Genomic DNA, 13138 nt, shown 5'->3' with positions numbered 1-13138 from the left:
TCACCTTACTTTCTCTAATTCAAAAAAATCACCTACATTAAAGTCTATTTTCCCACCATTTCTAAGCCTGTTGCGAAGCTCCACTATTCTTGCATCCATATGCTGCAGCAGTTCAAGATTCTCTCTCTCCACATTGCCGGTTTCTATAATCTTACTCATTCCGCCGTTGCGAATCACAATTCTTTTATTGCCCATCAAGGCAAGAATGGGGTCGTGGGTAGCCATCAATACTATTTTTTCCTTTTTAACAAGAAGCTCCAAGGCTTTCTTACGGTCAACTCCGGCATTCTCAATCTCATCAATCAATACAATGGGAGATCTGCTCAGAAGTGCAGTATCTGCTATCATAAGGGCTCTGGATTGCCCTCCGCTTAAGGCTGTAACTGCCGTTTTCATGGTAAACTTTTCTCCCGCCAGCTCATTTGCACATTGTGCAATAGTTTTCACAATATATTCAATATCCGGGGCCATACGGCTTTCAGCATGCATGGCTAAGAATTCTCCCACTGTCAAATCCATAATAAAATTCATATTTTGAGACAGCTGAGCCACAAGCTTATGCTCTACAGAAAATCTCTTATCATAGGCTGGTGCTTTTCCGTTTAAAAGAACATGCCTGCCTGTAGGAGTATCTCCTTGAGCAAGACACTCTATATCTGCCAGCAGTCTGCTTTTTCCTGAGCCCGTGGGTCCCACAATGGATATAATCTCCCCGGGCTTCATAGTCAAAGTGATATTTTCACTATTTCCCGATTTATCATGGCCTCCTACCACCGCAATTTCACTTATTGTAAAATCAGGCTTTTCTTTAAGCTCTGCCATCTTTTCCATAAACAAAATAAAGTGGCTTACAATCTGTTCACGTTCCATTCCACAATCATCAAGGCAGCTGTCATCAAGAGTATTCAGAAAAGCTTCAATGCCAAGTCCTACAGAGGCATCCGATATTCCTATAGAGCTAAAGAAATCCTGCGCATAGTTATGTTCTCTGAATATCTCCCTCAGTGCTGTGGACAATATATATTCCTTCATTAGACCACATCCTCAAAATCCATCTTTTTGAGATTACCGGTCTGGTAATCCTCTCCTATCCTTGTCTCACCCAAGCAATAAGAGCACAGTGCTGCCGGCATTGAAAACCTCAGACGCTTTCCTTCAAGATTAAACACGTCGGGTGCTCCCTTAAGCTTGACAGCTAAATCAAAAGCGCCCTGCCCTGTTATACCATTAACAAAAGTAATGAAAGCCTTAGGATTTGCCTGCTTTACTTTGAAGCAGAAAACTTCTCTTTCAGCCTGAGATACAATATCTCCCTTGGTTATGACAACAATATCTGCAAGCTTGAGCATTGGGCCTACCTTCTTTGGCGTGTTCACGCCTGAGAGACAATCTATGACACATACTGCCAGAACTTCTTTTATATGTGGAGAGCAACGGTTGCATAACCCGGCACTTTCACTAATCAAAAAATCAAGTTTCTTACGGTAAGCCCAATCAATACAGGCTTCCACATTGCTGATAAAGAAGTGATCCGGACACAAATTGCCTGAAAGTCCCACCTTCACCGGAAATCCTGCCTTCATATACAATTGATCATCATAGGTTGAAAGACAGTCAAACTTGACAATGCCAACTCTATGAGTTTCTGTTCTTATAGCTTCCAGTGTCTTTAATATGACTGAGGTTTTCCCGGATGAGGGCGGACCTGATACTGTAATGAATCTCATAGCAACATCTCCCTGTCTTCAAACTTTCCGCTCCAAACCTCTTTAAAAATATTCATAACGTATTCCATTCGTTGATGTATGGAATGACTTCTTATGTAATCCCAACCCAGCCATTTAAAGACTGCTCCTTCCGGAAGTCTGTTATCAACCTGTGCATTCATGACAGGAAAATAATTATGTGCAGATTTTTGTCCATAGTCATATCCCGTTATACACTCAACGATTGGTTTGTATTTTTCATAAGCGATTTCCTTTACCAGTAAGTACAATGGAGTTACCAGTGCACCGTCCTCAGGCCAGATGACTTTAGTTGCTTCATGCCTTGGACAGGCTTTTGCAAACATCCATGGTATAACATATATTGCAGCTCCTTCATTGCTGTTGGTTCCTGCCAGCTTCGCCATCTGTGAGGCATGACAGCCGCTCTTAATGTTATTGGATATCTTTACAACTCCCTCATCACCATAATCTTTGTACATATAAAGAAACAAATCTTCGTGAAACTCTCCATGAGAGGCACCTATAATGATATTATTTTTGTAAACCGGACTTAAAAGATCACTCCAACGTTTTGGTTCAGGCAGCTTTCCCAGCTTTTTTTTGTCAATGAGAATAACCAATGGAAATACAGAGTAAATCGTATACCAGCCATTTGGGTCAACTAACCCGGCTGCTGAAAAGGAACTATGAATTTCAGGCTGCGGTACAGCCTTAAAATAGCCTTTATGTATAAATCTCTCTACAAATTCTTTCCTGAAAAAATCTCCGAAGCCAACACTTGCAATTACCTCAGGAAGTTGTTCTATATTCTGTGACTTCCATATATCGTCATAGGGGTCTTCAGTGCTACAGCCGGAAGGTACATAATACCTGAAATCCTTATCCCCTGTTTCTGATTGGTAGTTTTTTACTGTCTCCTCAATGCACTCTTTAAAGGTAAGCTTTAGCGGACAATAGGTATATCCGATAAAGTTTGATTTTTGACAGACATCCGGCTCAATAATCTCATTATCATTTTTTATATTCATTTTTACATCACCTCACTCCACATTCCTTGCCTTCTGGAAAATTACCCATATGCCCTTTTCATCATCTGTTATTTCAAAATTCGATATACCTGTTTGTTGTAATATTTCAGTAAAATGGCCTATGTTATTACCCTCAACGAATTTTTCCCTTCTTTTGGGCCATTCGCTGTCACGTTCTTTCATCTTTTTATCAACCTGCTCTTTCAGTTTCAGGTTGCCAAATCCCCCGCCAACATATGCTATACCACCCGCAGCAAGTACTCTATTAATCTCTTCAAACCCCTTTTTCTGGTCTTCCCAAAACCAAACCGAACCTCTGCTGACACACAAATCTATGGTTCCATCCTCCAAGGGCATTCTTTGTACATCACCAAGTACTGTAGTCGTTCGATTTGACAGTCCCCAGTTACCCGCTCTATTATTTGCTATGGTAAGTGCATCTCCCGCTTTGTCCAGAAGGATAACCTTCATCTCTGTAATTTGTGCCAATGAAAGTCCTAAATGTCCCCCTCCGCTGCCGATGTCAAGACATGTGCCAGCCTTTATACCTGTCTTTTCAATAATTTGCTGTGCAATAACGGAATATATCGGTAAAAACGGTCCGTTTGCAATTTCATCAAATTCATAAGCTTTACTTTGCATTTTGCTCCCTCCTTTTAGCTGTTACCCTGCATTCTCCAATATTTCATCTACATCTGTGTCCGTGAGTTTTATGTGGTAAAACTTTTCATAAAACTCCTTTGTGTCCTTCCTGATATCGTAATTGAAAATATCAGGATACAGTAGGTTCGCAAGCCACTTAACTCCAATGATGCGATTGGCTGATGGAGGCCTGTCAAACCAATTAAAAGGATGGTAGGGTACGGCAGACACTTTTTTGTTTTTAACTGCATCAAGATTTTTCATTGTACTGTCATTTATTATGTATTGATATGGATTGTTTCCTTTTTGCGTTCCGGCATCAATGCACACAATAATTCTGTCGGGATTCCACTTCATAAGCTGCTCTTGGGAAACGTTCGAACGTCCGTAGCCCTTCTGCATTGCTACATCAGCAACATTTATACCTCGCACCAACTCCAGCACCTCTGTATGGGGAGACCCTTTGGGGTCTGTCTGCAATCCCTTATCTCCCTCCGCATAATAAACCCGTACTCTTTTTTCATCAGGAATTTTTGCTGCAGCCTCATTTATCTCATTTACTACCTTTGTACAATAATTCCCGAGCTCCTTTGCTCTTACTTTATCTCCTGTAAGCTCTCCAAGCATTTCATATGCTCTGCCCATGGTTTTTAAGTCAAAATTTATAACTGCAACAGGTATACCCAGTTGTTCCTGTATTTTTTGTGCGCCCTCAATTGTTGTGTGGTCAACATTTCCCATGTTGATAATCACATCTGGCTTAATTTTCAGAATTTCTTCCGTATTCATGGTATTGCTTTGCCCGAAATTTCCGCTTAGTACTGGGAGTTCATTATAGCTTTGCATAAGAAACCTTTTGTCATCCTTCTCAACCTTGCTGCTTAACCCTGCAATTTTTTCAGGCGCTAAGGTGTACATCATAATGTTACCTACAGGGCTTAAAGAATACACCTTCTTGATATTTTCCGGTATCGTAAGTGTTCTTCCGGCAGTATCTGTAAAGATTCTGTTTCCGGAAGAGCTGCTATTCTCTAATGCTGTTGGATGCTCGTTTACATTCTTATTACCACATGAAGTTAAGCTAAAAATAATGCCAACTGAAATCAACAGGCTCAAAATTCTATTTCTAGTTACTGGAGTATTGAATAACTTGTATTTCATATAAATCATCTCCTTTCGTTGGGATAATAAATTGGGTAAAAAAAAATGATAAAACCATAGCATTCATCCTTGAATGCTACAATCTCATCATTGAGTTTCTTTACCCGACTGCTAAACCTTCAATATAACATAAGAGAACGTAACGTGACACGTATTAATATTTTAATAACTTTTTGTTATGTTATATTACGTTTTATTATACGTGGATTTAAATTAAAAATCAATAGCAAATAAATATTTTTAGTTAATTAGCATATTATTTTAAATAAACAGTACTAAATACTATTAATATTTACTTTTATAATGGGTTTATTATATAATACATAGCAATAGTATCTTTTTATTGTGTTTTATATTGTTTTGAGATGTTTAGTACTTCTTGTACGTACTAAGAAATAAAGTATTAGCCCAAAGGAGAATCACCATGAATGACAATTCAGCATTAACACCTCAGGAAGTCGCAGATATATTGAAAATAGCCAAAAATACCGTTTATGAATTAATCAAACGAGGAGAATTGAACTCCTATAGAGTAGGTAAAAAAATAAGAGTCGATTTAAAAGATGTTGATGAATATAGAAATAAAACAAAGAGTGTAAAAAGCACCAATCAGCCTGATAGTTTTACAGTGAATAATAAATTAAACTCTTTTTCAGAGGAAGAATTGGTTAGAAACAACGGCTTTGTAATATGCGGACAAGATATTCTTCTTGATATCCTTTCCAGATATCTGCAATTGCATCCTAATGGTATACAGGCACTCCGTTCATATGTAGGAAGCTATAATGGCCTTTATGCCTTATACCAAGGCAACGTTCAAATGGCCACAGCACACTTATGGGATGGAGATACCGGACAATACAACATACCTTTTGTCAGGAGAATGCTGCCGGGTGTTCCCGCAGTAATTATTCATCTTGCCTGTCGACTCCAAGGCTTTTATGTGGCAAAAGGAAATCCTAAAGGTATAAAAGGCTGGGAAGATTTGAAGAGAAAGGAATTAACTATAATAAATCGTGAGAAAGGCAGCGGAACCAGAGTTCTTTTAGATGAGCATCTGAGAAAGCTCGGTATTTCTGCAAAGAATATAAAAGGTTACGAACGGGAAAGCACTTCTCACCTTGCCATAGCCAGTACAGTTGCCCGTGGAGGCGCAGATATTGGTATCGGTAATGAGAAATCCGGTCTGCAAGTAAAAGGTATTGATTTTATACCTCTTCAATCAGAGAGGTATGAGCTTGTTATTAAAAAGGAAGATATAGAAAAAGCACCTTATCAAGCTGTTCTTGAAATTCTGCGTTCTCAGGAATTCAAAATGGAACTGGAAGGAATCGGCGGTTATGACCTTACGGATATAGGCAAAATTGTAGATGAGACATAAGCAGCCTCAAGCTTTAACCGTACAAAAAAAGCCAGACCACCTGTAAGTCGCTTATACAGTGTCTTACAGGTGGTCTGGCTTTTTATTATAGAGAGCGTTCCTTAACAACGGATACGTTGTTAATAGGATGATTCATCTGTTTAAACACAAGCCGGAAATTTTTTACGGAAAAGGTACGAAAAATTCTTAGGGTGTCCAAGTACCTCTGTCATTTATTGACATATACAATATAAATATATAAAATAGTAATAAATAACCGCAAAATTTATTTATATCAAATACATTCATTTCTATCAACATAGGCTGTTCAATTGTACTTATTCAAAAAAATCATTCTTGCCAAGATAATCTTAATAGAATCGATACAGTATTTTTATTTTCTGATGTCAGAAAAGTAAGCCAAATGGCTTTTAATATAAAAATTAAATACTAAACGGGGGAATTTTAAATGAACTTTTTGGGTACATGGATGCTGCGATTTGCTTTTACATGTGGTCTTATATCGTTATTGCTCATTGCCTTTAAAAATGAAAAAGAGGAAAACAAAAATCTGGGAATTCTGACAGGTATAGTTGCAAGCTCTGGAGTTCTGTTATCTTCACTTTTTTTGCTTTATTCGCTTGTAAGCGGGAACTATTCAGTTGAGTATGTATATCATAATACAGAAAAATCACTTCCATTAATATATAAAATTTCGGCGTTCTGGTCTGGCAGCTCAGGTTCGATGCTTTTTTGGACTTCTGTACTGGCGGTACTTCTTATAGTTGTCTGTTTCAGGAACAAAGAAAAAAGCTCAACAAAAACCATCAGCGGTGTTTTATTATTTGTTATGACACTTTTTATGTTTGTAGTAACCTTTATAAAAAACCCATTTAAACAGGTTTCGTCACAAAGCGACGGGTTTGGTCTTAATCCTGCCCTCCAAAGTCTGGGTATGGTCTTTCATCCCCCTGTTATAATTATTGCCTTTTCTTTCTTCTTCATTGCTTTTGGATATCAATTATTTGATATCAGAAAAAACACTGAAGAACACGTAAATATTACATGGAAATGGGCTATGTGGGGCTGGATTCTTCTTACCTTTGGAATTGTTACCGGGGGCATTTGGGCATATACCGAGCTTGGCTGGGGAGGTTATTGGGCATGGGACCCCATAGAGAATTCATCTCTGGTTAACTGGTTATTTGCAACAACTTTTCTTCATGGTTTGCGAAGAGAAGGTAATAACAATAAAAGAATGAATTTTCTTTTGATTTTTTTAACTTCATTTACCATACTTGTGGGTACCTACATTGCAAGAAGCGGTGTATTGGAATCGGTACATGCTTACAGCAGCCGTGGTGTCACCGTGGTTTTCGGAGTGGTATTACTGGCCCTGGTCCTGCTTTTTATTTTCTATTACTTCAAAATTAGAAAAGCACATGGAAAGGACGTAATAAATAACTCCGGTGAAGCAGCACCTAAAAAGCTGCTTCCAAATATAATTAAACCCGGCAACTTGTTTACTGCAATAAGCATTATAACAGCTGTTTTAATTTTTGGCGGTACAACCTTCCCTTTGTTTGGAGGACTGTTTATCAAAAATCCATCGGCTGCACCCATAAGTTTTTACCAGTACGTATTCGGAATATATGGTATTCTGATGCTTTTATTTCTTTCAATTAATCCAAGTATTTTTTCTAGAAAAATGCTTTTGATTCCCGGCGCCGTATGTGGCTTAACAGTATTGGGACTAATGCTATTTCTTTCTGATTACGGCTTACTTACAAAATTGTCTCTGGCAGTTTGTACTATGCTGGCAGTAAATTTGATTATAAACGTTGTAATAAACTATAAAAAGCTTATATTGAATCCGAAAAAAATGGCAGTTCTATTACTACATGCCGCATTGATATTAATGGCAGTTGGCTTTGCAGGGTCCATGGGAATGCTTCAATCTACGGATAAGACTCTGGAAAAGGGAAGCACCATGGTTTTCGGAGAATATGAAGTGAAATACAGAAACCTCTTTTGGAAAGAAGAAACAGGAAAAACTACCGCTGTTTCCGTTTTGGGGGTCAGTGGCCCTGCCGGAAAATTCCAGTTAAAGCCGGAACTTTCGTATTATCAAAAAATGAAAACCTCTCACTCCAGAGCAGTAATAAAATCAGGATTGAAAGAAGATTTATACATAATTTTCGAAGGTATAGACGAGAAGGACAATATATCCTTAAAAGTTAAGGTAGTAAAATGGGTTAACCTTGTATGGGCCGGAAGCATTTTATTGATTGTATTCACGATTCTGTATTACGTTTTTGAAAATAAAAAAACAAAAATAGTAATAAAAAATAATTTAGAACAGGAGGTTTGAAAATGACAAAAGCATCAAAACTATCTCTCAAGATTATTGCAGTTATGTTAATAACCGCAGTTTTATTGGCTACTCAGATTTCTGTTGTATTTTCGGGAAGTGTTGATCTTAAAAAGTCAGAGTTTAACTTTGACAAAATCGTTTTTACTAAACATCAGCCATATTCAGGTGTTGAGAACCATATGATTGATGGAAACTTCGGATTTACAGGAGTAAAAGGTGGTGGACTGTATATTCTGAACAATGCCTTTTCAGGCAATCCCACCGTAACCGATGTTTTACAGAATTCTATCTGCAAAAATGGGCGTTACGCAGGAAAGAAGCTTACAGGAGGAGCCTTCTATTCCTTTGATGTGAGTTACGATGCAAAGGAAATTGTATTCGCCTACACAGATGCTCAAAATTCCTACGGCGTTTGGAATCAAAACACTACTTACCACATTTTCAAGGTAAATGTGGACGGGACAAATCTCACACAGCTTACCGACGGGAGTGTAAATGATTTTGATCCTCGCTGGCTTCCCGACGGAAGGATTGTATTTATATCAGAAAGAAGAGGCGGATACGGACGTTGTCATCAGCGTACGGTTCCCACCTTTAATCTGCATACAATGAATGCAGACGGGAGCAATATAAGATGCATAAGTTACCATGAAACTAATGAATGGAGTCCCTGTGTTGATAACAACGGTATGATTGTTTACACTCGTTGGGACTACGTGGACAGAGGTGCCACTCATCCTCATTCTGCATGGATAACCACTCCCGACGGTCTTGATGCGAGAGCTATTACGCTAAATTACCCTAACTCCGGGGATGAATGGTGGAAAAACGTTCCTATGATGCAGAATTCATTAAGAGCAATACCGAATTCCAACAAATATGTTGCGACAGCCGCTCCTCATCATGCTCAAAACTATGGGCCTCTAATTGTTATTGACCCGGATGTTGAAGATGATGACAACCTTTCCACTATTACAAAAATTACACCTGATGCAAAATATCCGGAAACTGAAACCGGCACCACAACCGATCAGAAATACGGAACTCCATATCCTTTAAGCGAAGACTATTTTCTGTGTATCTATGATCCCAATGCCAACAGTAATGGCGCAAACAAGCGATATGGAATATATGCTATAGATACTAAAGGAAACAAGACAATGCTGTACAGCGATCCTAATTTTTCTTGTTACGGTCCTATGCCACTTCGCCCACGTACTGTACCCAACAGTATTCCGGGCTCAGCTATACCAACGGGACAAGCTCCTGATGGAGTTGTATCTATAATGAATATTTATGATACACTGCTTCCATTCCCATCCGGAACAAAGATTAAAGAACTGCGTATCTGGCAGGTGTATCCAAAGACCACACCTCTGGCAACAGACCCAATAGTAAGCTATGAAGGAACTGAAAGTTCATGGGCCGGTAGAAATACCAGAGGGCTATTAGGCTCAGTACCGGTCGAGGAAGATGGTAGTGCATCCTTCTATTTGTCACCCGGAAAACCTGTTTTTTTCCAGGCTGTTGATCAAGACGGAACTGCCGTTCAGACTATGAGATCTGATACCTTCCTTGTCCCGGGACAAAACCGGCTGTTATGTCAGGGTTGTCACGAACCTGCCCGTAAAGCAGCAGAGAATCCGCAAAGTGTTCCCTTAGCACTAAGGAGAACACCTTCAACAATTACACCTGATGCATCCCAAGGCGCAAGGCCAATGAGTTTTCCAAGGCTTATTCAGCCTATTTTGGATAAAAAATGTATCTCATGTCACAATGGCTCTCAGGTCCCTGACCTTAGAAAGGGAAACCTGGATTCCCAAACCAAATGGTTTAGTTCGTATAAAAATCTGAAGCCATATGTTGCGCTATTTGATGTAATGTATAAAGGTGCTAACTGGGATCATGTCTATCCTCGAACTGAACCGGGCAAGTTCGGTTCCAGAGCATCAAAGTTATATCAAAAGTTAAAGACGGGACATGGTAATCTTACTCCAAGCGAGCTTCACTCATTTACAATATGGATGGATTCGGGAATTGCACCATTCTTTGGAGACTATAAGAATACAGATGCCCAGTTAAGAGGAGAGCAGGTCGAGCCATCTCTGAATTAAATCCCTTGGCTAAAATAATATAGATGGGAGTGTTAAAAAAAATGAATCGGTATACAAATAAAAAATTAATTCCCATGATTCTTTGCATAGCAATAGTCATTACTGTAGTGAGCTTCCTGTTTCCTGATAGTAATATTGGCTATTCGGCTGACAATACATATTTTTCACCTTTTGATACTGTATATTCCCCTGATGGCAGCATGATAGCGGTATCAGATTCAACTAAAGCACAGATTGAAATATTGAAGGCATCCGACGGTGAAGTTCAAAAGGTTATTCAGTTGGATGGACAGCCTAAAGCTCTTGCATGGAATGGAAATGAAAATATATATGTTTGTGAGTACGGAGCAGGTACTGTTGCCGAAGTAAATCCGGCTTCCGGAGAAGTAAAAAGAAGGTTTTCAACAGGGTCTAAACCTCTTGGAGTAAAAGTAGTAGAGGATAAACTCGTTGTATCTGATTACGGCTTGAAAAAAGTATCTGTAGTTGATTTGTCCTCAGGCAATGTTGAAAAAAATATCTCTGTTAAAGATTATCCCTACTTAATGGACAGTACTGTTGACGGCAAATATGCAATAGTCGGACATGCCCTGCCTTCAGGAAATGCCTCCGAAGCTAAGTATGCCGCATCAGTTACCTTTATCGATATGAAAACCTCCAGTGAAGTTGCAAATATTGTGCTTCCACAGGGTTCATCAAATGTAAGAGGCATTAAATGTTCACCTGACGGTAAGTGGGCGTACGTGCTTCACACCTTCGGAAAAACATCCCTTCCTACTACCCAGATAACAAGAGGATGGGTAATGACAAATGCAGTTACTATTATTGATATAGCAACCAAACAAATATATACTACCTTCCTTTTGGACAGAACAATGGAAGGAGCAGCAGACCCTTGGGGACTGGCAATATCAGCAGACAGTAAAACCATGTGGGTCAGTGTGTCAGGAACTCATCAAGTGCTGAGAGTTGATTTGAATGGTCTACATCAGCTTTTAGCAGGAAATTTAAACGGCGGTGACAGTTCTGAAATTGATTCTAGTTCTTACTATAAGATAGTAAACAGAAATAGTGGAAAAGCCCTTGATGTACCTAACGGTAATTCTGCTAACAACACTCAGCTGGTACAATGGGATGATGTGGGTAACAACAACCAGCAGTATAAGTTAGTGGCCGGTTCTGACGGGTATTATTCAATTATTAACAGGGGAACAAACAAAGCACTGGACAATGCAGGCGCTACCGGAGATAATTCGGCTGTAGTGGAATGGGACCAGAGTTCTTCAGATAATCAGAAATGGAAATTAATTGATGCAGGAAACGGTTACTACAAGCTTCAAGTGAAATCCAGTCAGAAATACATGGATGTTAGTTCTGCTTCTACCAGTAACAATGCCGGTATAGTAACAAACAGCAGTAGTACAAGCTTGAGCCAGCAATGGAAAATATCAAAAGCTGGTTCCGGAGGTTCGACAAGCAATTATTCCTTACTATTCCGTTCAAAATCGGGCTTCGACAAACCATATTCAGATATCTGGTTACAAATTAAAGCCGACCCCACAAAAAAAAGTGGTCTGAAATATGATCTTGGAGCTTTATGGGGAGCAGGTCTGTTAAAAGAGATTGAGCTACCCGGTCAGGGACCAAGAGGAATATCCCTATCACCGGATGGTAAAACTGTAGCCGTAGGCGCATATTTTGCAGGAGAAGTATATCTTATAGATACCTTCGGTAGTGTATTGAAAAGCACGGCAAAACTGGGTATACAACCCCAAGAAAGTCAGGTTAGAAGTGGTGAACGTATATTCTACGATGCATCAACCACCACACAAAAATGGCTCAGTTGTGCCTCCTGTCATCCTGACGGCAGAGCCGACGGACTTAACTGGGACATGCCAAATGACGGTATCGGCAATACTAAAAACACTAAGTCAATGTTGTATGTTTTTGATACACCTCCTGCTATGTGGCGTGGAGTAAGAGATGATGCACATGTTGGCATAAAAGCAGGTTTCAAATACATAAAGTTTAAAGAGCCAACCCAGCAAGAGCTTGATGATGTAACTGCTTATATCAAGAGCCTCTCTGAGGAAGCTGACCCATACTCGAATAAAGGTACAATGACAAAAGATGCTGCTGCCGGAAAAGCTATTTTTGAAAGCAGTGAGACAAAATGTTCTTACTGTCACTCCGGAGAAATGTATACTGATTTGAAAGCTCATGATGTTGGTACAAAAGATATTCTAGACCCCGATGGAATGTATTATACCCCACCGCTTAAGGAATTGTGGAGAACTGCCCCATACCTGCATGATGGTTCTGCGGCAACACTCCATGAAGTACTGACAACAAAGAATGCAAATGACAAACATGGTAAAACATCACAGCTTACTGCTGAACAGCTTTCACAACTTGAGGCATATTTGCTTCAAATAGACAGTAATCCTGCTCAAACCTTACAAAAAGGTGATGTAAATGGTGATGGAGAAATTAATGCAATTGATTTGGTCTTTGTGAAAAAGATATTAATGGGTGAACTTGATAATTTACCCGCAGAACAGCTAGAAGCAGCTGATGTTGATGATAGCGGAGATATAAACGCAATTGATTTTGCGATTTTGAAACAAGTAGTGCTTGGAATTAAAACTGATTTATAATATAAATAGGTTCAACCAAAAGCAGCCATCTAAACAGATTATTCTGTTTAGATGGCTGCTTTTGCACTAGGCTAT

9 protein-coding genes are annotated in these 13138 nt (G+C 39.2%); 4 read left to right on the top strand and 5 right to left on the bottom strand.

Going from position 1 to position 13138, the window contains the following annotated elements; translation table 11 throughout:
- From P0092_RS03525 to P0092_RS03505, 5 genes are read right to left on the bottom strand one after another with little or no spacing between them, the layout of a single operon-like run.
- Positions 1-1032, bottom strand: a complete 1032-nt coding sequence (locus P0092_RS03525) for an ATP-binding cassette domain-containing protein (RefSeq protein ID WP_004618884.1) — start codon at positions 1030-1032, stop codon at positions 1-3.
- The gene (locus P0092_RS03520; protein ID WP_004618885.1) at positions 1032-1727 is read right to left on the bottom strand and encodes a GTP-binding protein; all 696 of its coding nucleotides are present in this window, start codon (positions 1725-1727) and stop codon (positions 1032-1034) included. Before P0092_RS03520 ends, P0092_RS03525 begins: the two co-directional genes overlap by 1 nt.
- The gene (locus P0092_RS03515) at positions 1724-2755 is read right to left on the bottom strand and encodes an ABC transporter substrate-binding protein (protein ID WP_004618886.1); all 1032 of its coding nucleotides are present in this window, start codon (positions 2753-2755) and stop codon (positions 1724-1726) included. The genes P0092_RS03520 and P0092_RS03515 overlap by 4 nt, the downstream gene beginning before the upstream one ends.
- Positions 2756-2767: 12 nt before the next feature.
- Positions 2768-3397 carry a class I SAM-dependent methyltransferase gene (locus tag P0092_RS03510; RefSeq protein ID WP_004618887.1) on the bottom strand — a complete coding sequence of 210 codons (630 nt, stop codon included), beginning with the start codon at positions 3395-3397 and terminating at the stop codon, positions 2768-2770.
- 21 nt (positions 3398-3418) lie between these two features.
- Positions 3419-4558: an ABC transporter substrate-binding protein gene (locus P0092_RS03505; RefSeq protein WP_004618888.1), complete on the bottom strand. Its 1140-nt coding sequence runs from the start codon at positions 4556-4558 to the stop codon at positions 3419-3421.
- A gap of 424 nt (positions 4559-4982) precedes the next feature.
- Between P0092_RS03505 and P0092_RS03500 the strand changes: the two genes are divergently transcribed.
- The 4 genes from P0092_RS03500 to P0092_RS03485 all read left to right on the top strand — a co-directional run bounded on the left by P0092_RS03500 (position 4983) and on the right by P0092_RS03485 (position 13063).
- Complete coding sequence (locus tag P0092_RS03500) at positions 4983-5939, top strand: substrate-binding domain-containing protein (RefSeq protein WP_004618889.1); 957 nt, start codon at positions 4983-4985, stop codon at positions 5937-5939.
- Between the two features lie 448 nt (positions 5940-6387).
- Entirely contained in the window at positions 6388-8289 is a 1902-nt protein-coding gene (gene ccsA, locus P0092_RS03495; RefSeq protein WP_004618890.1) for a cytochrome c biogenesis protein CcsA, read from the top strand.
- A 2-nt stretch (positions 8290-8291) separates the two neighbouring features.
- Positions 8292-10406: an HzsA-related protein gene (locus P0092_RS03490; RefSeq protein WP_004618891.1), complete on the top strand. Its 2115-nt coding sequence runs from the start codon at positions 8292-8294 to the stop codon at positions 10404-10406.
- 41 nt (positions 10407-10447) lie between these two features.
- Positions 10448-13063: an RICIN domain-containing protein gene (locus tag P0092_RS03485; protein ID WP_004618892.1), complete on the top strand. Its 2616-nt coding sequence runs from the start codon at positions 10448-10450 to the stop codon at positions 13061-13063.
- The last annotated feature ends 75 nt before the right edge of the window (positions 13064-13138 follow it).

Source organism: Ruminiclostridium papyrosolvens DSM 2782 (genome assembly GCF_029318685.1).
Classification (GTDB): Bacteria; Bacillota; Clostridia; order Acetivibrionales; family DSM-1351; genus Ruminiclostridium; species Ruminiclostridium papyrosolvens.
The sequence above is the reverse complement of the archived record's forward strand: the minus strand, read 5'-3'. Positions and strand labels throughout refer to the sequence as shown.

Bases quoted from the DNA above. Each gene is read 5' to 3' on its own strand.
- P0092_RS03525 (WP_004618884.1), bottom strand. From the start codon at position 1,032: ATGAAGGAATATATATTGTCCACAGCACTGAGGGAGATATTCAGAGAA.
- P0092_RS03520 (WP_004618885.1), bottom strand. From the start codon at position 1,727: ATGAGATTCATTACAGTATCAGGTCCGCCCTCATCCGGGAAAACCTCA.
- P0092_RS03515 (WP_004618886.1), bottom strand. From the start codon at position 2,755: ATGAATATAAAAAATGATAATGAGATTATTGAGCCGGATGTCTGTCAA.
- P0092_RS03510 (WP_004618887.1), bottom strand. From the start codon at position 3,397: ATGCAAAGTAAAGCTTATGAATTTGATGAAATTGCAAACGGACCGTTT.
- P0092_RS03505 (WP_004618888.1), bottom strand. From the start codon at position 4,558: ATGAAATACAAGTTATTCAATACTCCAGTAACTAGAAATAGAATTTTG.
- P0092_RS03500 (WP_004618889.1), top strand. From the start codon at position 4,983: ATGAATGACAATTCAGCATTAACACCTCAGGAAGTCGCAGATATATTG.
- ccsA (WP_004618890.1), top strand. From the start codon at position 6,388: ATGAACTTTTTGGGTACATGGATGCTGCGATTTGCTTTTACATGTGGT.
- P0092_RS03490 (WP_004618891.1), top strand. From the start codon at position 8,292: ATGACAAAAGCATCAAAACTATCTCTCAAGATTATTGCAGTTATGTTA.
- P0092_RS03485 (WP_004618892.1), top strand. From the start codon at position 10,448: ATGAATCGGTATACAAATAAAAAATTAATTCCCATGATTCTTTGCATA.